General features: G+C 72.2%; 21 protein-coding genes. 5 read left to right on the top strand and 16 right to left on the bottom strand.

Annotated elements, in window-relative coordinates:
• Nucleotides 1-37 precede the first annotated feature (37 nt).
• The 8 genes from IEY71_RS04850 to IEY71_RS04815 all read right to left on the bottom strand — a co-directional run bounded on the left by IEY71_RS04850 (nucleotide 38) and on the right by IEY71_RS04815 (nucleotide 7,878).
• Nucleotides 38-382 carry an SHOCT domain-containing protein gene (locus IEY71_RS04850; protein WP_189084133.1) on the bottom strand — a complete coding sequence of 115 codons (345 nt, stop codon included), beginning with the start codon at nucleotides 380-382 and terminating at the stop codon, nucleotides 38-40.
• A 9-nt stretch (nucleotides 383-391) separates the two neighbouring features.
• Entirely contained in the window at nucleotides 392-826 is a 435-nt protein-coding gene (locus tag IEY71_RS04845) for a DUF6325 family protein (RefSeq protein WP_189084132.1), read from the bottom strand.
• A gap of 23 nt (nucleotides 827-849) precedes the next feature.
• Complete coding sequence (locus IEY71_RS04840; protein ID WP_189084131.1) at nucleotides 850-1,890, bottom strand: AI-2E family transporter; 1,041 nt, start codon at nucleotides 1,888-1,890, stop codon at nucleotides 850-852.
• Nucleotides 1,890-2,561 (bottom strand): GAP family protein, encoded by a 672-nt coding sequence (locus IEY71_RS04835; RefSeq protein WP_189084130.1) that lies wholly within the window; start codon nucleotides 2,559-2,561, stop codon nucleotides 1,890-1,892. The genes IEY71_RS04840 and IEY71_RS04835 overlap by 1 nt, the downstream gene beginning before the upstream one ends.
• Nucleotides 2,558-3,982 (bottom strand): DUF1254 domain-containing protein, encoded by a 1,425-nt coding sequence (locus IEY71_RS04830; protein WP_189084129.1) that lies wholly within the window; start codon nucleotides 3,980-3,982, stop codon nucleotides 2,558-2,560. Before IEY71_RS04830 ends, IEY71_RS04835 begins: the two co-directional genes overlap by 4 nt.
• Nucleotides 3,983-4,050: 68 nt before the next feature.
• Entirely contained in the window at nucleotides 4,051-5,736 is a 1,686-nt protein-coding gene (locus IEY71_RS04825; protein WP_189084128.1) for a SulP family inorganic anion transporter, read from the bottom strand.
• An 11-nt stretch (nucleotides 5,737-5,747) separates the two neighbouring features.
• Complete coding sequence (locus tag IEY71_RS04820; RefSeq protein ID WP_189084127.1) at nucleotides 5,748-7,046, bottom strand: ion channel protein; 1,299 nt, start codon at nucleotides 7,044-7,046, stop codon at nucleotides 5,748-5,750.
• A 25-nt stretch (nucleotides 7,047-7,071) separates the two neighbouring features.
• Nucleotides 7,072-7,878 carry a mechanosensitive ion channel family protein gene (locus IEY71_RS04815; RefSeq protein ID WP_189084126.1) on the bottom strand — a complete coding sequence of 269 codons (807 nt, stop codon included), beginning with the start codon at nucleotides 7,876-7,878 and terminating at the stop codon, nucleotides 7,072-7,074.
• 183 nt (nucleotides 7,879-8,061) lie between these two features.
• Between IEY71_RS04815 and IEY71_RS04810 the strand changes: the two genes are divergently transcribed.
• Complete coding sequence (locus IEY71_RS04810; protein ID WP_189084125.1) at nucleotides 8,062-8,463, top strand: SHOCT domain-containing protein; 402 nt, start codon at nucleotides 8,062-8,064, stop codon at nucleotides 8,461-8,463.
• Nucleotides 8,464-8,535: 72 nt separating this feature from the next.
• Here the strand turns inward: IEY71_RS04810 and IEY71_RS04805 are convergent, their stop codons facing one another.
• Complete coding sequence (locus IEY71_RS04805) at nucleotides 8,536-8,883, bottom strand: ArsR/SmtB family transcription factor (protein ID WP_189084124.1); 348 nt, start codon at nucleotides 8,881-8,883, stop codon at nucleotides 8,536-8,538.
• 86 nt (nucleotides 8,884-8,969) lie between these two features.
• Between IEY71_RS04805 and IEY71_RS04800 the strand changes: the two genes are divergently transcribed.
• The 3 genes from IEY71_RS04800 (at nucleotide 8,970) to IEY71_RS04790 (ending at nucleotide 12,204) form a co-directional block, all read left to right on the top strand.
• On the top strand, nucleotides 8,970-10,319 hold the full coding sequence (locus IEY71_RS04800) for an NAD(P)-binding domain-containing protein (protein WP_189084123.1): 1,350 nt from the start codon (nucleotides 8,970-8,972) through the stop codon (nucleotides 10,317-10,319).
• 34 nt (nucleotides 10,320-10,353) lie between these two features.
• Nucleotides 10,354-10,770: an arsenate reductase ArsC gene (locus IEY71_RS04795; RefSeq protein WP_189084122.1), complete on the top strand. Its 417-nt coding sequence runs from the start codon at nucleotides 10,354-10,356 to the stop codon at nucleotides 10,768-10,770.
• 105 nt (nucleotides 10,771-10,875) lie between these two features.
• On the top strand, nucleotides 10,876-12,204 hold the full coding sequence (locus IEY71_RS04790) for a thioester domain-containing protein (protein WP_189084121.1): 1,329 nt from the start codon (nucleotides 10,876-10,878) through the stop codon (nucleotides 12,202-12,204).
• Here the strand turns inward: IEY71_RS04790 and IEY71_RS04785 are convergent.
• The 7 genes from IEY71_RS04785 to IEY71_RS04755 form a co-directional block, all read right to left on the bottom strand.
• On the bottom strand, nucleotides 12,110-13,285 hold the full coding sequence (locus tag IEY71_RS04785; protein WP_189084120.1) for a DUF998 domain-containing protein: 1,176 nt from the start codon (nucleotides 13,283-13,285) through the stop codon (nucleotides 12,110-12,112). The genes IEY71_RS04790 and IEY71_RS04785 overlap by 95 nt on opposite strands.
• 175 nt (nucleotides 13,286-13,460) lie before the next feature.
• Nucleotides 13,461-14,090 carry a histidine phosphatase family protein gene (locus tag IEY71_RS04780; RefSeq protein ID WP_189084119.1) on the bottom strand — a complete coding sequence of 210 codons (630 nt, stop codon included), beginning with the start codon at nucleotides 14,088-14,090 and terminating at the stop codon, nucleotides 13,461-13,463.
• A 44-nt stretch (nucleotides 14,091-14,134) separates the two neighbouring features.
• A complete protein-coding gene (locus tag IEY71_RS04775; protein WP_189084118.1) occupies nucleotides 14,135-15,661 on the bottom strand; it encodes an LPXTG cell wall anchor domain-containing protein in 1,527 nt (508 codons plus the stop codon).
• Nucleotides 15,662-15,783: 122 nt separating this feature from the next.
• The gene (locus IEY71_RS04770) at nucleotides 15,784-16,272 is read right to left on the bottom strand and encodes a DUF2017 family protein (RefSeq protein WP_189084117.1); all 489 of its coding nucleotides are present in this window, start codon (nucleotides 16,270-16,272) and stop codon (nucleotides 15,784-15,786) included.
• Entirely contained in the window at nucleotides 16,269-16,577 is a 309-nt protein-coding gene (gene clpS, locus IEY71_RS04765) for an ATP-dependent Clp protease adapter ClpS (RefSeq protein WP_229781529.1), read from the bottom strand. The genes IEY71_RS04770 and clpS overlap by 4 nt, the downstream gene beginning before the upstream one ends.
• A gap of 40 nt (nucleotides 16,578-16,617) precedes the next feature.
• On the bottom strand, nucleotides 16,618-17,523 hold the full coding sequence (locus tag IEY71_RS04760) for a DUF817 domain-containing protein (RefSeq protein ID WP_189084115.1): 906 nt from the start codon (nucleotides 17,521-17,523) through the stop codon (nucleotides 16,618-16,620).
• Nucleotides 17,520-18,713 (bottom strand): class I SAM-dependent methyltransferase, encoded by a 1,194-nt coding sequence (locus IEY71_RS04755; protein ID WP_189084114.1) that lies wholly within the window; start codon nucleotides 18,711-18,713, stop codon nucleotides 17,520-17,522. Before IEY71_RS04755 ends, IEY71_RS04760 begins: the two co-directional genes overlap by 4 nt.
• Before the next feature lie 73 nt (nucleotides 18,714-18,786).
• On the opposite strand from IEY71_RS04755, the gene IEY71_RS04750 reads away from it, so the two are divergent.
• Nucleotides 18,787-19,533: a hypothetical protein gene (locus IEY71_RS04750; RefSeq protein WP_189084113.1), complete on the top strand. Its 747-nt coding sequence runs from the start codon at nucleotides 18,787-18,789 to the stop codon at nucleotides 19,531-19,533.
• Nucleotides 19,534-19,549: the final 16 nt, after the last annotated feature.

The raw sequence follows: 19,549 nt of genomic DNA, 5'->3' as shown, positions 1-19,549 counted from the left end.
GGGGGCAACTCGGTTTCAGCGCAACGTGAGGGCGCGGTCAGGCGCCGAGGAGCTTGGCCTTGGCCGCCGCGAACTCCTCGGGCGTGATGAGTCCCTGCTGCTGCAGCGTCGCGAGCTTCTGCAGCTCGCCGACGAGGTCGCCCCCGGGGGCCGCGGCCTGGGCCGCGGGGGCCTGCGCCGCCGCGGCCTGCGCCGCCGCCTGCTGCATCGCCTCCTGCTGCTGGGCCGCCTGGTACTGCTCGGCCTCGTACTGCTCCTGCGCCTTCTCCTGCTGGCGCCGGGCCATCCCTCCGGAGACCGCCGTCGCGGTGCCGGCGACGACCGCGGTGCGCGCCGCGAGGCCGATGAGGCCCGGGCGTCCGACTCGCCTGATGAACGGCATCGCCGCCTCCTACTCCGCCTCGGTGCTCGCCTCGGCGAGCACCTGGTTCACGACCGGTGCGGGGATCCGCACCGACTCCAGCACGACGCCGCCCGCGTCCGCGAAGCGCGAGGCGAGCCGCTTGGCCCAGACGAGCTCGACCGCGAGCAGCACCGCCGAGGTGCCGCGGTCGATCGTCTCGGCGAACTCCGCGACGTCGTCGTGCCCGACGAGCCCGCTCGCGGGCAGCTCGAGCGCCGTGACGTCGAGCTCGTCGCCGAGGTCCTCGATCTCGATCGCCTCGATGCCGCCGTCCTGGTCGCGCGAGACGAGCAGCGCGTCGAGCAACCGGATCTGCCCGGCCTCCACGAGCTCCGCCAGCGCGTCGAGCGTGCCCGCCGAGGGCCGCTCGTTCTGCAGTGCCACGACCACGATCTCGACCGGGCCGTACTCGAATTCCGCCATGAATCCCCCCTTTGTCCGCGAGCCTAGGCCCGCTCGCGTTCCGGCGGAACCCCTGACAACCGGCGCAGCACGCCGGCCCCCGGATCGGGTTCCACGAGCAGCGCCCGCACGAGCAGCGTGAGCGGGATGCAGAGGATCGCCCCGATCGGCCCGATGACGAGCGCCCAGAACACGACCGAGAAGAACGTGAGCGTGAGGCTGAGCCCCACGGCGTCGCTCACGAACTTCGGCTGCACGAGCACCTGCAGCACCACGTTGATGACGCTGTACGCGAGCACCACCACGAGCGCGAGCGGCCAGCCGCCGACGACGAGCGCGAGCACCGCGGGCGGGATCACCCCGATCACGAAGCCGATGTTCGGGATGAAGTTGGTGACGAAGGCGAGGATCGCCCACACGACCGGCGCCGGCACGCCGAGCGCCCAGAGCAGCAGCCCGTCGAGCACCGCGACCACGGCGCCGAAGCTCGCGTTCACGACGTAGTAGCGCCGCACGCCGGTGAAGTAGCGGCCCGCGATGCCCTCGCCCTGCCCGCCGCCGAAGGCCGCCCCGCCGCGGCGGAAGCCCGAGGCATCCGCCGCCATGAAGATCACGTACGCCAGCACGAAGAAGAACGCCGTCGCGAAGCCGAGCACCGCGTCGGCGATGGAGGCCGCGATCGGCACGAGCGTCTCGGGGTGCAGGGCGGATGCCGCGGCGGAGGCCGTGGCATCCGTCGCCCCCAGCGACTCGAGCCAGCCGGCGATCTCCGTCGCGGTGCGCTGCAGCTCGTCGGCGTAGTCCGGCAGCATCGCGACGAACTGGGCCGAGGCGACGACGAGCAGCGCCGCGAGCGCCGCGAGGATCAGGTAAGCGACCACGATCACCGCGGTCGTCGCGAGCCAGCTCGGCCAGCCGCGGCGTTCCAGTGGAAAGCGCACGGGGTGCGCGATGATCACGACCACCGCGGCGACCGCGGCGGGCGCGAGCACATCGCGGGCGAACCACACCCCGGCGAACACGACGACCGCCGCCGCGAGGGTGAGCAGCACGCGCGTGCCGTGCGCGAGCCCGCCGTCCGCCATCAGAACTGCCCGATGCCCTTGCCGATCAGGACGACGCCGATGACGAGCAGCAGCACGGCCATGACGGTCGCGTTGTTGTGCACGAGCCAATGCCGCAGCGACTCGAGCGGGCCCGCCATCTTCGCCGAGGCGATGAGGTAGGCGATGACCGGCACCGCGACCGAGCAGGCGGCGATGACCGTGAAGATCACGATCGCGAGCGTCGCCTCCCCGCCGTTCAGTCCGCCGGTGCCGATCGCGACGCCCGCCGCGACCGCCATCAGCAGGTTCTTCGGGTTCACCGCCGAGAGCAGGAAGCCGAGCCCGGCGCCCTTCACCGCGGTGAGCTGGTCGATCGCCGCCATCCACTTCGGCATCGGCGGTTCGGCGTCGCCCTTCGGCCGCGAGCGCCATTGCTTCAGTGCGAGCAGGAGCAGCAGCACGCCGAGCACGATCTGGATGGTGCCGGCGATCGGCTTCGAGGCGTCGGGGTCGGAGGCCGGGATGATCGAACCGAGCAGGGTGAACACGACGACCGCGACGACGATGCCGAGCACCCAGCCGAGCAGGAAGCCGACGCTCGTGCCCTTCGCCTTCGGCGAGAGCAGCATGAGAATGGCCGCGATGATCGGGATCGGGCTGATCGCGATCCCCAGCGCGAGCGGCAGGATGCCGCCGATGACCCCGTTCACGCGAGCGACTCCTTCACGAACTCGGGCAGCCGCCAGCTGCCGTCGAACCAGGGCTCGAGCGGGCCGTAGAGCCGGAGGATCGGGAACCAGCTCTTGCCGGGCGCCGTCTGGATCCAGTTCGACTCGCGCCCCTCGGGCGCCGTCGGGCCGAACCAGAGCACGTAGCTGCCGTCCTCCTCCGCCTGCACGGTGCCGCCCAGGCTCGAGAGCGCCGGATACGGCGTCGAGGGCACCTGCAGCAGTGAGCGGGTCTGGGTGTCGTAGAGGTCGATCGACCAGAAGTTCTTCGCGGGCGGGTTCGCCGGCACGCGCAGCGAGTACGTCGCCCCGCCGTCGAGCACGTGCCCCTCGCCGTCCTCGGCGGTATAGGCGTAGGCCGATCCGGCGCCGACCTGCGCGTGCGCCATGGCCGGGGTGATCACGGTCGCGAAGTAGTGGAACTGGGTGCGCGCGTCGAGGAGCCGGGCGCCGTTGCGCAGGAACTCGGAGCTGCCGCCGATGAAGGCGTTCTTCCAGGAGACGCCCTCCCAGAAGAAGGCGGCCGGATCGCGCGGCTTGTAGACGAGTGCGCGGGCGATCGCGGCGCCGAGCTTCGCGCCCCGGTCGAGGAGGTCGAGCCGGTGCGCGTCGGGGGCGAAGGGCTGCCCGTGCACGATGCCGAGGGCGGCGAGCTGGCCCGCGCGTTCCACGTCGAGCGCCTCGACCGGCTCCTCCTGCACGAGCTCGTCGATCTCGCGGAAGAAGTCCGCGTCGTTGGAGTGCACCGTGTTGATCTTCGCGTCGGCGATGTTCACGAAGACGTTCTCGCGCGGGGCGTCGGCCTCGGAGAGCGGGTAGATGCGGGTCTGCTTCATCGCCGGCACGCCACCGAGCGCGCGAAGCACGACCCAGTTCGTGTACGTCGGGCTCTCGAAGGTGAAGTACCCCTCGGGCTGCTCCCCGTCGTAGCCGGGCGGCAGGAAGAGGTACTTGCCGCCGGCCCCGTGATCGGGACCGGGGATGCCCATGTCGGTCACGTAGCGGAACCAGAAGTCGTCGACGACGCAGAGCGACTCGGGCGGCGCCTCGATCACGGTCGGCCCCCAGGCCCGGAGGTCGAGGAAGGTGGTGCCGTAGGTCGTCTCGGTGTTCGGCGTCAGGTACAGGCCGCCCGAGTTCGCCCGCGGATCGGTGATGCCGATGATCTCCGGGCTCGTGAGGCCCGCCGCCCGCAGGCCGCGGCGCAGGGCGACGAGCGAGGCGCCAGGCACGGCGTTCAGGAACGCCTCCGCGGCCCGCATCAGGTCGAGGCCGTCGTAGAGCGTCGCGACGCTCGCGTCGCGCGGCACGCCGTCGAACAGCTCGATCTTGCCGAACGGCGTGTCGAGGCCGTCGGGCGTGCTCACCCGCTCGATCGCCTCGGCGAGCTCCTGCTCGCTCATGCTCGTCGCTTCCTGCTGCGTTCCCATCTGGTCCCCCCGGTCCCTCTGCTGGTCTCGATGACGACGGCTCAGGCGCCGCCGTGCTCGGTGGTGTCGTGCACCGTCTCCCCGGCGAGCGCTGCGAGCGCCGCACGGTTGGTCTCGTAGCTCGCCCGGTCGCCGAGCAGGCCGAGGTGGTCGAGCCGTGCCTTCGCGTCCGGCCGCACCCGGCTGAAGCTGAGGTCGATGCGCTCGCGTTCGAGCCAGACCAGCAGCGCCTCGAAGCTCTCCGCGCCGGTCACATCGACGTCGGTGACCGCCTCCATGTCGACGACGAGGTGCCGCACCGGGCCGTTGCCGGCGGCCCGGGCGCGTTCGACCGCGCGCTTGACGGCGTCGCTGAACACCGATCCGTTCGCGAAGAACAGCGGCGCCGCGAGCCGCACCACGACGACGCCGGATGCGGTGACCTGCCCCTTCGGCGCCTCGTCGAGCAGGGAGTCGCTGGGTTCGCCGCTCGAGGCGAGCACGTCGATCGCGGGGTTCGCCGCGCGCTTCGCGAGGTTCACGAGCGCGAGCACGAAGGCGACGACGATGCCGGGGATGGAGCCGATGAAGAGCGTCACGAGGAAGCAGACCGCGCCGACCACGAATTCGAAGCGATCGGCCTTCCACAGTCCGATGAAGTCGCGGATGCCGAGCAGCGGCAGGATCGCGACGCCGACGATCGCGCCGATCGCCGGGCTCGGGATGTCGGCGAGCAGCGCGGTGCCGAACAGGAGCAGCAGCAGGGTGCCGACCGCGAGCACGAGCGAGGGCAGCTGCGTGCGTGAGCCCGCCTGGTCCATCGCCGCCGTGCGCGAGGTCGAGGAGCCGACGGCGAAGCTGCCCGAGGCGCCCGCCGCGAGGTTGCCGAGGCCGAAGGCGAAGAGGTCGCGGTTCGGGTTCGTCGGGTAGCCGCGCTTCTCGCCGTACGAGCGGGAGACGAGCAGCCCCTCGGCCGTCGTCACGAGCGTGAGCGCGATCGCCGAGGGGATGAGCATGAGCCACGTCGTCCAGTCGATGACCGGCCAGGTCAGCGCGGGCGGGCCGGCGGGCACCTCGCCGAGCACCGAGACGCCGGCGTCGTCGAGGCTCGCGAGCACGACCACGACGGTCGCGACGACGAGCACGACGAGCGCCCACGGCACGGCGGGCAGGAAGCGCTTGCCGGCCAGCAGCACGACGACCGAGAGCACGGAGATCGCGAGCGAGATGAGGTTCGTCGTGCCGAGACCGGTCACGAGCCCGGCCACCTTGTCGACGAACTCGCCGCCCGAGTCGATCTTCACGCCGAGCATCTTCGCGATCTGGCTGACCAGGATGTCGAGGGCGAGGCCGCCGACGAAGCCCACGAGGATCGGCTTGGAGAGGAAGTTCGCGAGGAAGCCGAGCTTGAACACCGCGAGCAGCAGGAACATGATCCCGCAGAGCACCGCCTGGGCGAGCGCGAGCGTCGCGTAGTCGTCGCTGCCGGCCACCGCCAGCCCGCCGATGGAGCTCGCGACGAGGGCGGCGGCCGCGGCATCCGGCGAGGCGATCAACTGGCGACTCGAGACGGTGAGCGCGTAGACGACCGTCGGCACGATGAGCGCGTAGAGCCCCGCCGTCGCCGGCAGCCCCGCGATCTGGGCGTAGCCGATGTTCAGCGGGATGGCGATCGCGATGAGCGTCACGCCCGCGACGAGCTCGCGGACGAGGTTGCGGCGCGTCAGCCCGGCCAGCGGTCGTTGCACGTGATCCCCCCTCACGACGCCGCCGGCGGGGTCACGACTCCGGGCCGCTCCGACGGGTGCACCACGAGCTCCGGCGCCTTCGTCACGAGCAGCCAGACCGGCAGCACGATCACGCACAACAGTGGCAGAACGAGGGGGTCCCCGACTAGAGCGACGCCGACGAAGATCGCGATCCAGCCGTCCTTGGTGGCCGCGAGCACGATGCCGAGCGCCCCGCAGGCGATCGCGAGCGACAGCGGCAGGCCGGGGATCAGGGCGTAGCCGAGCAGCCCGATCGCGACGCCGATGAACACGGCGGGGAAGATGCGGCCGCCGCGGAACCCGGCGGCCGCGGCGATCACGAGCGCCACGATCTTGATGCCGGCGAAGAGCGCGAGCTGGCCCGCCCCGTAGCGCTCGGGGTGCTCGATGAGCTCGCCGGTCTGCTCGAGGCCCTTGAACAGCGTCATCGGCCCGCCGATCATGCCCAGCAGGCCGAGCACCAGGCCGCCGAGGGTCGTGAAGAGCAGCGGATGCCGTAGCGAGTGGAACGCGCGGTGCACCGGGGGCAGCGCCCAGGCCGCGAGGATGCCGGCGAGCGCCGACACCGCCGCGACGAGCAGGCCGGTGAGCAGGAACACCGGCTCGACCTCGCCCATGGGCGTCACCGTGAACGAGATCGAAGAACCGCCGAGCAGGTGCATCGTGATCGCGCCGGCACCGGCCGCGGCGAGCGGCAGGAAGAGCTTGTCCCAGAGCGCGCCGCCCGCCTTCACCGCGGCGACCGTGCCGGTCAGCACGAGCGCCGCCGCGACGGGGGTGCCGAACAGCGCGCCGATCGTGGCCGCGCTCGCGAGCAGCACGACGAGCTGCTGCGGCACCGCCTTCGAGAGCCGGGCGAGCAGGGCCACGGCCAGGGCGGTGTTGATCGCGATGATCGGGTTCTCGGGTCCGAGGCTGACCCCGCCCGCGAGGCTCAGCACGACCGCGACGAGGAGGCTCGGCACGACGAGGAGCGGCATGGGCGGCGCGTCGAGCTCGGTGGTCGCCGAGTCGGCTCCGGCATGGCCGGGCGCGAACTGCACGACGAGGCCCACGGCCGCGCCGGTCGCGGTGAGCACGACGAGGATCCACCAGGGCGTCGCCGCGTCGGCGCCGAAGACCCCGGGCAGCGCCTCCCACAGCACGACGTGCAGCTGCTCGGCGAGGAGGTCGACGAGCCAGAGCACGAGCGCGGAGGCGGCGCCGATGACGAGCGCCGGGATCGAGAGCAGCAGGAGGTGTCGCACCGTGGGGGAGCCCGGCGCCTCGGGGGCGGGGGTGAGCTGCATGCTCGGCTCCTTCCGATCGCGCCGATCAGATCTCGAACGGCGGGGTGAGCGGTGCGGCGGGCGGATCGCTCGTCACGGTCACGGGGATGCCCCGTCCGGCGAACGCCTCGGCGAGCGCATCGACGACGGCGGAACTGACGGTGGTGCCGTGCTTGGGGTGGTGCCAGAAGCGCACCCGGTAGACCTGGCGCTCGGGCGAGCGGCTGCGGCTCAGCACGTCGACGTGCTCGCGCTGGTGCACCCCGTCGACGGCGCGCACCGCCTCGGCGATGGCCTCCGGCATCCCGTCGGCCGCCCCGCCGATGCGCACCTCGACCTCGCTGCGCCGGGCGCCGTGCGCGCTCTCGTTGACGAGCGGCTGCTGCAGCACGGTGCCGTTGGGCAGGTGCACGAGTCGGCCGTCGAAGGTCTTCACGACCACCGCGCGGCCGTTGAGCTCGACGACCTCGCCCTCGATGTCGTCGCTCGTGAGCACGTCGCCGACCTCGATGGGCCGCCGGGTCTGCAGCACGACGCCGGCGGCGAAGTTGTCGGCGATGCCGCGCAGCACGAGGATCAGCACGACGCCGACGATGAGGGCGATCGCGAGCAGGGGCTGCACGGAGGCGCCGAGGAAGCCGAGCGCGACCCCCACGCCGAGCAGGATGATCGCGTAGACGACGACCCGGACGATCGCGGTCTTCACTCCTTCGCCGAGCGACGGCAGGCGCACGAGCAGCTTGGTGAGGCCCCGTCGGGCGAGCCGGGAGAGGATCCAGCCGGCGACGAGGGAGAGAGCGGCGAAGAGCAGACTCCAGCCGTCGATGTCGAGCGACGCGACCCAATCCGCCATGCGATCCCCCCTTGCGGCCGAGCGTAGCGCGTAGGAAGGACTACTGACACGACACGCCGTGTCGCGCTATGGTGCAGACGGAAGCATCATCCGGGGGGAACGCGGCTCAGGCCGCGATGCGAGCCCGAGTGCGACCTCCGGCCGCTCGAGCGGTCGCGATCCTCGAATCGGAAGGGCTCACTCATGAGTTTCTGGCAGAGCTTCTGGGACATCATCTGGTGGACCATCTGGATCTTCGCGTTCTTCGCGTACCTCTGGGCGGTCATCGCGATCATCACCGACCTGTTCCGCGACCACAAGCTCAACGGCTGGTGGAAGGCGCTCTGGATCATCTTCCTGCTCTTCTTCCCGTTCGTGACGGCGCTGATCTACCTCATCGCCCGAGGCCGCGGCATGGCCGAGCGCGCGCAGAAGGACGCCGTGCAGGCGCAGCAGGCCACGGCCGAGTACATCCGCCAGGCCGCCGGCACCTCGGCGAGCCCCGCCGACGAGATCGCGAAGGCGAAGGCGCTCCTCGACTCGGGCACCATCACGCAGCAGGAGTACGACCTGCTCAAGGCGAAGGCGCTCGCCCACCAGGGCTGATCGCACGACCCGATCGACGGGGCCGGATGCCGCGAGGCATCCGGCCCCGTCGTCGTCCGTGCGCGGCGCGGCCTACTCGGCGAGGACGGTCGCCAGGCGATCGAGCGAGCCCGGCACGAGGGCGTAGTACGCCCAGCTGCCGCGCCGGGTGCGGCTGAGGAACCCCGCCTCGGTCAGGATCTTCAGGTGGTGCGAGACCGTCGGCTGCGACAGCCCGGTGGGTTCGGTTAGGTCGCAGACGCAGGCCTCCTGCCCCTCGGCCGCGGCGACGATCGAGATCAGCAGCACGCGGGTGGGATCGCCGAGGGCCTTGAACAGGCCCGCGGTGGTCGCGGCCTGCTCGAGCGTGATCGGCGCGCTCGCCACCGGTGCGCAGCAGCTGTCCTGCTGGATCACGGGGAGCTCGATCACCTCGGTCATGACACGACTCTACGCCATATTGACATTCTTCGATACAGGGTGGATGCTGAGCTGCATCGATGTTCTTCGATGCCAAGGAGGCACCCGTGACCCTCGTCGAGCTGACCGCCCCCACCCTGCACGACAACCCCCTCGTCGACCTCCCCGTCGCGATCATCGGCGCCGGCCCGATCGGCCTGGCGGCCGCGGCGAACCTGGTCGAGCGCGGCATCCCGTTCGAGATCTACGAAGCCGGCGACCGGGTGGCCGACTCGATCCAGAGCTGGGGACACACCCGCCTGTTCACCCCCTGGCGCCACTTGGTCGACCCGGCATCCCGTCGACTCCTCGAGGCTGCCGGGTGGACGCACCCCCGCGAAGACGTCCTGCCGACCGGGAGCGAACTCGTGGAGGCCTACCTGCGTCCGCTCGCCGCGCTGCCGGCGGTCGCCGAGCACCTCTCGACCGGAGCGCGGGTCACGGGAGTCAGTCGCGACGGCGCCGACCGCACCCGCACGAGTGGCCGCGAGCGCACCGCCTTCCTCCTTCGCGTCAGCGGAGCCGACGGCACCCGCGAGGTGCGGGCGCGCGCAGTCATCGACGCCTCAGGCACCTACCGCTCACCGAACTCACTCGCCTCCTCCGGACTCGACCTGCTCGGCGCCGAGGAGGTGCAGCACGCCATCTCGACTGCGCTGCCCGATGTCCTGGGCGCGGAGCGCGAGCGATTCGCCGCCCGCCACACGATCGTCGTCGGCGCCGGGCACTCCGCCGCGAACACGTTGCTCGCGCTCGCCGAGCTCGCGGCCGGGGCACCCGGCACCACGATCACCTGGGTCATTCGGAACAGCGCCGCGGTGCGCGTCAGCTCCGCGGCCGACGACGAGCTACCGGCGCGCGCCTCCCTCGGCGGTCGCGTGCAACAGCTCGTGGCGCAGGGGCGGGTACGCCTCGTCGACCGCTTCGAGATCGTCCGGCTCCGCCGCGACGGCGAGCGAGTGACGCTGATCGGGCATCGCGGCGACGCGCTCGAGGAGCTCACGGCCGACACGGTCGTGAATGCCACCGGCTTCCGCCCGGACCTCGACCTACTTCGCGAGATCCGCCTCGACCTCGACGAGGTGGTCGAGGCGCCGCGGCGGCTCGCCCCGCTGATCGATCCGAACCTGCACAGCTGCGGCACCGTGCGGCCGCATGGCTTCGCCGAACTCCAGCACCCGGAGCCCGGGTTCTTCCTCGCCGGCATGAAGTCCTATGGCCGCGCCCCCACCTTCCTGCTCGCCACCGGCTACGAGCAGGTCCGCTCGATCGTCGCCCACCTCGCGGGCGACCGCGCCGCCGCGGCGAAGGTCGAGCTCGTGCTGCCCGCGACCGGCGTCTGCTCGTCGAGCCTCGGCGGCACCGCCTCGGCGAGCTCCTCGTGCTGCGGGCCGGCGTCGCCGTCGAGCTGCGCGTAGCATCCGTTCACCCGAGTCAGGAAGCATGGACCCCATGACCGACACCCGCCCCACCGTCCTCTTCGTCTGCGTCCACAACGCCGGCCGCAGCCAGATGGCCGCGGGCTACGCCCGCGCCCTCTCCGGCGGCGCGGTCGAGGTGCGATCGGGCGGCTCCGAACCCGGCGCCTCGATCAACCCCGTGGCGGTCGAGGCGATGCGCGAGGAGGGGATCGACATCGGCGAGGCGGTGCCCCAGCTGCTGCAGACCGACGACGTGCGCGCCGCCGACGCGGTCATCACGATGGGCTGCGGCGACGCGTGCCCGATCTTCCCGGGCAAGCGCTACGAGGACTGGGAGCTCGAGGACCCCGCCGGCAAGGACCTCGAAACCGTCCGCCGGGTGCGCGACGACATCAAGCAGCGCGTGGGGCGCCTGCTCACGGAACTCGGCGTCGAGCTGGTCGCCTGAACCAGGGGTCTTCGACCCGCGATCAACCGTGCGTATCTGATTTTCCTGGGCGAATCCTTGAGAGCACTGGTATCCCGTCATTGATCTTGAGGTAATCTGCTCGCCATGAGCCCGATCATGTCCTCCTCCCGGCGCGCCCCCGGCACCGCGCTCGCACTGCTCGCCCTCGCGGTGCCCGCCGTCCTCGTGAGCGCGCCCGCCGCGGCGCTCGACGTCGAGGAGGGGTACCCCCGCGTGGGATCGGTGCGCGAGTCGCAGCTCGGCTACGAGATCGCCTGGGGTCGCACCTCCGCGGTGTCCCAGCTCTTCGCAGTGCACACCGGCCCCGGCGCCGAACCGGAGCTGTTCGCCTACTGCATCGAGGTCACGGTGCACCCCGGCTACGAGGAGCGCATGGACATCGGCGGCTGGGACTCGTTCCCCGGCGACAACCGCTTCGCCGACGAGCCGCGCGTGCGCGAGCAGGTCGCCTGGATCGTGTCGAACTCCTACCCGCAGCAGTCGCTCGACGCCGCCGCCGCTGCGGCCGGCCTCGCCGGGCTCACTGAGCGGGAGGCGATCACGGGCACCCAGGTCGCGATCTGGCAGCTGACCGACTCGGCTCCGGCGCCGGCCGGATTCGCGTACCGCGGGCTCGTGACCCCGAACGGCGTCGACACGACGTCCCCTGCGGCGCAGCGGGTGCAGTCGCTCGTCGACCACCTGACGGGGCCCGCGAACGTCGGCCTCGGGGAGTCGAGCCGACCCGCGCTGCGCATGACCCCCGAGCAGCTCGCCGGCGAGGCCGGAGGGCTCGTCGGCCCGTTCACGATCGCCGCCTCGGCGGGGGCGCTCACGCTCGACACCCCGTCGGGCTACCCCGTCGTGACCGCCGACGGGGCCCCGATCGATCCGGCCGCCCCGCCGCGCGACACCGCGCTGTACCTCGACGTCCCCGCCGACGCCCCGGCCGGTATTGCGACGCTCCGCGCCGAGCTCGTCGGCGAGGGGTACGACGGCCTGCTCCTGACCTCGCCGACCACCCCGCGCCGGCAGACGATGATGATCGCCGACGGTCGCGAGTCCCTCATCTCGGCGGACATCGAGCTGACGTGGACGGCTGCGCGGCCCGGCATCCCCGCCACCCCGATCGAACCGGGTGCGCCGGTCGAACCCGGCACCCCGCTCGAGCCGGCCACCCCGATCGAGGCCGGCACGCCCGGCACCCCGGCCGACCCGGCGGCGCCGACCGTGCCTGCCGCGGCATCCCCCGCGACGGTCGCGAACGACGCCACGCCGACGCTCGCCCGGACGGGCGCGGACGCCGGCCCGCCGCTGCTCGGCGCGCTCGCCGTGCTCGTCAGCGGCGCGGCGCTACTGACCCTTCGCTCGCGACGTCGGCAGCTCCGAGCGGCGCACCACCGGCCGCTCCCGCGGTCCGCAGGAAGACGATGATCCAGCTGAAGATGAGGCACGCGGCGACGAGTTCGACGGCCGTCAGGTTGTAGTAGCCCGTGGCGAAGAACACCGCCATCACGATGATCACGACGACGTAGACGTAGCCGAGCCCGACGAACACCCGCGGCGCGGTGCGGATCAGCCACGGCAGGAACACGACGATCGCCGCGAAGCAGACCGCCATGCCCGTCGCGACCGTGTTGTGCAGGAGGAAGAAGCGGTCGACGGGGAAGATCCCGACGCAGGCGAGGAACACGCCGATGAGGATCAGCCCGATCCGCACGAGGTCGCGCCCGCGCCGGTCGGGCGGGTTCCCGGCGGGCAGCGTCGCCGTCGCGTACCGCGCGATGATCGTGACGATGGCGCCGGCGACGATGAGCGTCAGGTTGAACGCCATCGCGGAGACGTCGTTCGTCATGCCGAGCGCCGAGAGGTTCTCCTTCCACCAGTGCGGGTCGCTCGCGGAGAGCATGCTCGTGAGCGCGCCGACCACGAGGAACACGGCCAGCACGAGCGAGAGCAGCATCGGCGTCATCCGCGCCGCCGAGAGGAAGCAGACGTAGCCGGTGAGGGCCATCGCGACCGCGGCGAGCGCCGCCCCCGGCAGGGTGAACACGACGGCGTCGCGGAAGCAGAACTCGAGCACCGTGGCGAGCGCGAACCAGCTGAGCAGGGCGATGGCGCCGTGCGCGATCGCGAGGGCGGTGACGTCGAACCAGTGCAGTCGGGCGCCCGGCACCGACAGCCCCTGCCCGATCTCGCGGCGGAGCGCCGGGTTCGCGGTGCGCCGCACGAGCACCCGGCCGAGCACGAAGGCCACGACCGCGACGACGGCCCCGGCGATGCCGACGAACTCGCCGAGCGAGCCCTGCCCGCCGGCGATGGGGAGATCGCGACCCCAGAAGACGGCGAGCGAGACGAGCCCGCCGACGACGAAGAACGCGCTGCCGGCGAGCAGCGCCACCGACTCCAGCGACTCGGCGCTCTCGGCGGGATGCCGCAGCGCGGCGCGGAGCGAGACGGGATCGTCGTGCTCCCTGGGCGCCGGTCCGGCCGGATGCTCCTGCGTCGTGCTCATTGCGCCTCCCCCGCGGCGCGCCCGACCACCGGCCGCGCTCGGCACCACTCTAGGGCGCGGGACGATGGCGAGGTGGATCTCCTGCTCGTCGGGTGCGCGTCTCCTTCAGCGGGGCGGGATCCGATACGCCTTGCGCCTGGCCGGATCGCGGTCTCGCGAGTCGCCAATCCCGCCGTCACTCGGCGAAGAAGCCCCGGTCGCCAAGGGTGACGAGGGAACGATTGTGGAAGCGATCATCCTGCTCGAGCACGGTCACACTCCCCGTGGGAGTTCGAAAGACTGCGTATGCACACGCTTCGACGGGGATTCTCATCCAGGCTGCGATCACGGGACTCGCCGAGCCCCCATGGGTGACGACAATGCGATGAGGAGCGGGATCATCCTCGAAGCGCGCGACCGCCGCATGCACTCTCTCGAGCCATTCCTGCTTGGTCTCCGCCCCCTCGATCCCCTCGTCGTGATCCATCCGTTCGCCGACCGCCGGCGGAGGGACGAAGCGTTCGCGAAACCAGGCCTGCGGACGTCCCTCGGCGACGCCGTACGACTTCTCCCGGAGACCCGAATCAAGTGTTGCGCCGGTCCCGAACACCTCGGCGATCGCCGCTGCGGTCTCCCGCGTTCGACGAAGATCGGACGAAACAATCTGAGGCAGCTCCCCCGCGGGAATCAACGAACGAAGATGCCGAGCAATCTCTCCTGCTTCCGCAAGACCTTTCGCAGTCAGATGAGAGTCGTACCAGCCTCCGACCAGACCATCGACGTGATGCGATGCCTCCGGATGAGTGACGACATAGACGCGCTTCATCTCCCCAACCCTGCCAGGTCACGGGCAGACGTCGGCCGAGCGGATCAGCGGATGCCTCGGCACGCCCGCGACCCCGAGGCCCGGCGACGAGCGGCGAGCACGAGCAGCCCCGCCGCAGCGAGGCTCGCCGCGACGAGGATCGGTGCTGCCGGATCGGAACCGGTCTCGGGCAGGTGCGGGCGGAACCGCGCCGGGTTCGGCGAGGCCAGCCACGGACCGAGGCCCGCGGCGTTCGCCGCGGCCACCTCGGCGATGACGTCCACGCCGTCGGCCACGCCCGTGAACAGCTGCGGCGTCGGGGCGCCGAGCACGACGCGCTCCTGCAGCGGCTCCCCGGCCGTCGTCTTCAACCGGACGACGTAGGACTCGACCCCCGGCTGCGCGTCGGTCCAGCCCACCTCGACGCTGCGGTCGCCCTCGCTCAGGCTCACCTGCTGGACCGCGGCGGGGAGGCCGTCGACCGGGCCGACGACGATCCGCCCGGTGAGGTTGTCGAAGCCGATCGAGCGGCCGACGAAGAAGACGTTGCCGGTGTTGAAGTAGGGCCCGCTCGCGGCGAGCGCCGCGGCATCCGCATCCGCATCCTCGCTCGGCGACGCGCCGATCGGCTGGTACAGCCCGGCGGCGCGGTAGCCGCCGGCGACGGTCCGCGTCCAGAAGGGTGCGCCCCCGGGGGTCGCGAACGAGATCGGCGTGCCCGTGTTCAGGTGCGCGATCTCCTCGGCGCCGCCGCCCGGGAACGGGGTCGGCGAGGGGATCGGCGTCGCCCACGCCCCGAAGTCGCCCATCAGCACCGAGCCGCGCTCTCCGGAGTCGACGGTCGTGGGCAGGCAGTTCATGGTCGTGGCGATCGACCAGCAGCTCTCGGCCTGTTTCGCGAACATCGGGTGGTCGCTGCCCGGGTAGTCGCCGCCGCCCGTCAGCGCGGGTTGGAGGACGGCATCCGCCTCGCCCACGAGCGGGGCGCCGAGCGACAGGGTGCCGATCCGCTCGCCCGGCGCGGTGGGCGCGTGCGTGATGCGGATGGTGTGGCCGTCGCCGGCGCCGTCGGGCAGCTGGGCGATCGCCGACCACCAGGGGTACTGCGTCTCACCGGCCTCGCCCCAGGTGCGGAGCCCCTGACTCACCCCGAGGATGCCGTCGAGGCCGTCGTCGCCGCCGAGGCAGTCGACGGGCTCGCAGCGATGGGCGAGCACGAACGGCAACCGGGCGGGTGCCGCGCCGCCGATGGCGACGTCGGCGAGCGCGACATGCCCGAAGACGTGCGCGCCGTTGTAGTCCGGATTCGCGACCACGTCGGTGCGATCGACCGTCGTGTCGCCCGCGAGGCGGTTCGGGTAGACGACGAGCCCCTCCGAGCCGGTGTCGAGCAGGAGGGTCAGCGGGCGCTCGCCCACCTGCACCTCGACCGCGGGGAGGAAGGTGCCGTCCCGGAGCGACTCGGCGATGATCGGCACCTCGGCCGGCGACGGGGCGGGTGCGGCGACGGCGGCGGGGGCGGCCGCGACCGTTCCGAGGAGCGCCGCACCGGCCGCGACCAGGGCCGCCTTCGTCAACATCCGTCCGCGCATGCCCGTCCCCCGTCGTCACGATCATCGCGACGCGATCCCGAGACGCCGCGTACGCACCCTATCCATGCGCGGCGCACCCGCGGAAGCCCGCGAACGGAGGGCGGGATCGACTTGGAAGCGGCTCAGGCGTCCATCGGGTCGAGGATCTCCAGCATCGAGCCCTGCACGAAGCCCGCCCACTCGTAGGCCGCGCGCAGGTAGTCGTCGCGCTCCTCGTCCTCCGCGTAGCCGCCGTCGTCGGTGACGCCGACCCGCTCGGCGAGGATCAGCCGCAGATCGGTGAGGAAGGTCAGCCAGCCCCACGCCTGCGACTCGTCGAGCTCGATCTCGACCAGGTCGCGGCCGTCGCTGACGTCGGTCGCGTCGCGCACCGACTGGGCCGCCTGTCGCTTGCCGTCGACGAGGCTGTCGCGGGTGTACCGCTCGAACTCGCCCGCCGCCTCGACGTCGTCGGGATAGGCGTTCGGGAGCAGCCGGTCGATCGCCGGGTCCTCGCCGGAGCCGAGGAGCAGCACCGAGTCGACCTGGTCGGCGAGCTCGGAGAGCAGCATCGCCTCCTCGGCCTCGAGCACGAGCCGGACGCCCTCGCCGCTGCGGCCCGCGACGATCACGGCTCCGCCCTCGCCACCGTCGCCTGCAGACCGTAGCCGTGCATGGCCTGCACGTGCCGTTCCATCGCCTCCCGGTTGCCCGTCGCGACGACTGCCCTGCCGGTCGTGTGCACGAGCAGCATCAGCCGCTCCGCCTCCTCGCGGGAGTAGCCGAAATAGCTGCGGAACACGTAGCTCACGTAGCTCATCAGGTTCACCGGGTCGTCCCACACGATGGCGCGCCAGGACCGCGCGGCGCCCTCGCGGGTGGCGCGGTCGAGGTCGACGTCGAATTCGACGTCGGTGGCTTCGAGGATCCCGGTCACGCCTCCAGCCTGACACGATGCCGCCGGACGCGCACCCCCGTCAGCGCTCCGTCGGGGCATCCGGTTCCCGCGGCCGATAGACGAACGTCACCAGCACCACCGAGATGATCATGAGCAGGAACCACGACACGAGCTTCGACGCGGAGACGGGGTGCCAGCCGTCGAGCTGGTCCGGGTACAGCCACGCGCCGCCCCACGTCGCGATGTTCTCCGCGAACCAGATGAACAGGGCGACGAGGCCGAACGCGACGAGCAGGGGCATCCGGTGCACCCGCCGCCACACCCGGAAGTGCATCATCGTCGGCCACCACAGCACGACCACCGCGGCGAGCAGCAGCCAGCGGAAGTCGACGATGAAGTGATGCCCGAAGAAGTTCGCGTAGATCGCCGCGGCCACGACCGCCGTGAGCCAGCGCCGCGGATAGCGCGTGAAGCGCAGGTCGAAGAGCCGGTACACGCGCACCATGTACGAGCCGACCGCCGCGTACATGAAGCCCGAGAAGAGCGGCACGGCCCCGATCCGGAGCACCCCGTCGCCGTCGTAGCTCCACGAGCCGACGTCGGTCTTGAACAGCTCCATCGCCGTGCCCGTGAGGTGGAACAGCACGATCACCCAGAGCTCGCGGCCGGTCTCGAGGCGCGTGGCGAGCATCACGATCTGGATCGCGATCGCCGCGAGCGTCAGGGCGTCGTTGCGCGCGAGCCAGGCGTCGTCGGGGTACCAGAGCCGCGCCGCGACGATGACGGCGAGGAGCGCGGCGCCGAAGACGCACGCCCAGGCCTGCTTCGCCCCGAACACGAGGAACTCGAGCAGTTTGGCCTTCGCCCCGTGCTCGGGCGCGCCCGCGAGCAGGCGGTGCGCCGCGGCGTCGATGCGCTGCTCGACGGAGGTGAGTCGGCGCGGGTCCGGCCGCTCGTCGTCGGCCGGCTGTTCGGCGGCCGTCACGCGCCCGCCCGCTCGGCGCTGCGCTCGGTGCTGCGCTCGGCCCGTCGGGAGGCGGTCACCGTGAACTTCGCGTTCCTCGCGATCTGACGCGTCGGGCCGACGAGGCGGTCGAGCAGGGGGCGGTAGCGCAGGTGCGAGTTCCAGACGCACCAGAGCTCGCCGCCGGGCGCCAGCACCCGTGCGGCCTCGGCGAAGAGGTGGCCCGCGATGCCCGTCGACAGCGCCGCGTCGCTGTGGAACGGCGGGTTCAGCAGCACGAGGGGCTCACTCGCGTCGGCGAGGAGCTCGAGGCCGTCGGCGCGTTCGACGGTCACGCGCTCGGCGACCCCGTTGGCCAGCGCGGTGAGGCGGGCGGATGCCGCGGCGGCGGCCGAACGGTCGCTCGCGGTCACCCGGATCCCCGGGCGCGAGAGCGCGAGCTTCGTCGCGATGACGCCGCTGCCGCAGGCGAGGTCGACGGCGGATGCCGCGTCGGGCACGGCCTCGGCGAGGTGACCGAGGAGGAAGCGGGTGCCGATGTCGACCTTCGTTCCCGCGAACACGCCGCCGTGCGCGACGACCACGAGGCCGAGCTCGTCGTGGCGCTCGCGGCGCGGCCAGCGGACGGGCGCGGCATTCGACGGGGCATCCGCTCCGCCGCCCGCCGGCCGCAGCTCGGCCCGAGCACCGCTCGCCCGCAGCACCCGCGACTTCTGCCGCGCGAGGCTCACGTCGACGCGCGCGAACGCGCGGCCGAGCACCTCGTTCATCGCGATCGACATGTGCTTCAGGCGTCCCCCGGCGACGATCTCGACGGCGGGGTCGGCGTGGCGGGCGACGAGCTCGGCGATCTCGTCGAGCCGGTCGAGGGAGCGCGGCAGCCGCAGCAGCACGAGCCGCGCCCCGGCGACGAGCGCCGGCGCGAGCGGCTCCGAGCGCACCTCGTGCGCGAGCCCGAGCCGGGCGGCGTTCTCGGCGAGCGCGCGCTCGCCCGTGATCGGGTCCTGGTGCACGCGCACCTCGCGCGCGCCGAGGTCCACCGCGCCGAGCGCGAGGGCCCCGAAGGCGTCGTCGATGACGACGAGCTCACCGGGCGCGAGCGCCCCGACGGCCGCCCTCGCCTCGTCGAGGATCAGCCGGTCGGCGGCATCGGATGCCTCGAGCCCGGGCCCCTCGACGTCGGGATGCCGGCGCAGCGCAGTGAAGTCCACCTCGGCAGGCTACCCGGCGCCGACTGGGCGCGCTCTGGAGGGATCCAGTCGGGTTTGCTACCCTCGCATCCGCATGCGTCACCGCCGGTTCCCCCGCTCCACCGACCCGGCCGTCGCCCCGAACCCCGGTGCGGCGGCGAGCGAGCGACCCCGCAGCGACGCCGCACGGCCGCCCGTCGCCCGCCGCTTCGCGGCCCTCTTCGCTTCCTTCGTCGTGCTCGGCACGACCGCGGGGCTCGCGCTCGCCCCGAGCTCGCCGGCCCCCGACCCGGCGGCCGTCGCCCTCGTCGCCGACGGATCGGCCGACACCGTGGCCGAGGCGGTGCAGTCGATCGAGGTGCACGACGCCGCGGCACTGCCCGGCGTGGCCGAGGAGTCGTACGTCGCGTCCACGGGCACCCAGACGCTCGTGGCGGGCGGCACCAATCTCGACTGGGCGAAGCTCGTGCTGATCGAGGGCGACTGGCCGGTGACCGAAGAGAACGTCACGTTCATGATGCGATGGATGCGCCAGGAGAACGGCGCCGACAACTGGTGGAACCGCAACAACCCGCTCAACAACGGGCAGGGCTCGGGCGGTGGCTCGGGGCTCGGGAGCTACCCCGACCTCGCCGTCGCGGCGTACTACGCCGCCGAGAACCTGCGCTCCGGACGGTACCCGGCCGTCGACGCGGCGCTGCAGCGCGGCGACTCCGCCGACGCGACGGCGCAGGCGATCTGGGCCTCGCCGTGGGCGTCGAGCCACTACGGCTACGGCACGCACTGGAGCTCGCGGCCGTATGACGTCATCGAGGCGCCCGCGGAGGCCTGGGGGCGCTGAGCCGGCTGCTCGTGTC

The organism is Agromyces mediolanus (assembly GCF_014648575.1).
Taxonomy (GTDB): domain Bacteria; phylum Actinomycetota; class Actinomycetes; order Actinomycetales; family Microbacteriaceae; genus Agromyces; species Agromyces mediolanus.
The sequence above is the reverse complement of the archived record's forward strand: the minus strand, read 5'-3'. Positions and strand labels throughout refer to the sequence as shown.

What these genes read in the sequence shown, in the direction of transcription:
- IEY71_RS04850 (WP_189084133.1), bottom strand. Translation starts at nt 382, where the DNA reads ATGCCGTTCATCAGGCGAGTCGGACGCCCGGGCCTCATCGGCCTCGCG.
- IEY71_RS04845 (WP_189084132.1), bottom strand. Translation starts at nt 826, where the DNA reads ATGGCGGAATTCGAGTACGGCCCGGTCGAGATCGTGGTCGTGGCACTG.
- IEY71_RS04840 (WP_189084131.1), bottom strand. Translation starts at nt 1,890, where the DNA reads ATGGCGGACGGCGGGCTCGCGCACGGCACGCGCGTGCTGCTCACCCTC.
- IEY71_RS04830 (WP_189084129.1), bottom strand. Translation starts at nt 3,982, where the DNA reads ATGAGCGAGCAGGAGCTCGCCGAGGCGATCGAGCGGGTGAGCACGCCC.
- IEY71_RS04820 (WP_189084127.1), bottom strand. Translation starts at nt 7,046, where the DNA reads ATGCAGCTCACCCCCGCCCCCGAGGCGCCGGGCTCCCCCACGGTGCGA.
- IEY71_RS04815 (WP_189084126.1), bottom strand. Translation starts at nt 7,878, where the DNA reads ATGGCGGATTGGGTCGCGTCGCTCGACATCGACGGCTGGAGTCTGCTC.
- IEY71_RS04810 (WP_189084125.1), top strand. Translation starts at nt 8,062, where the DNA reads ATGAGTTTCTGGCAGAGCTTCTGGGACATCATCTGGTGGACCATCTGG.
- IEY71_RS04805 (WP_189084124.1), bottom strand. Translation starts at nt 8,883, where the DNA reads ATGACCGAGGTGATCGAGCTCCCCGTGATCCAGCAGGACAGCTGCTGC.
- IEY71_RS04795 (WP_189084122.1), top strand. Translation starts at nt 10,354, where the DNA reads ATGACCGACACCCGCCCCACCGTCCTCTTCGTCTGCGTCCACAACGCC.
- IEY71_RS04790 (WP_189084121.1), top strand. Translation starts at nt 10,876, where the DNA reads ATGAGCCCGATCATGTCCTCCTCCCGGCGCGCCCCCGGCACCGCGCTC.
- IEY71_RS04785 (WP_189084120.1), bottom strand. Translation starts at nt 13,285, where the DNA reads ATGAGCACGACGCAGGAGCATCCGGCCGGACCGGCGCCCAGGGAGCAC.
- IEY71_RS04780 (WP_189084119.1), bottom strand. Translation starts at nt 14,090, where the DNA reads ATGAAGCGCGTCTATGTCGTCACTCATCCGGAGGCATCGCATCACGTC.
- IEY71_RS04775 (WP_189084118.1), bottom strand. Translation starts at nt 15,661, where the DNA reads ATGCGCGGACGGATGTTGACGAAGGCGGCCCTGGTCGCGGCCGGTGCG.
- IEY71_RS04750 (WP_189084113.1), top strand. Translation starts at nt 18,787, where the DNA reads ATGCGTCACCGCCGGTTCCCCCGCTCCACCGACCCGGCCGTCGCCCCG.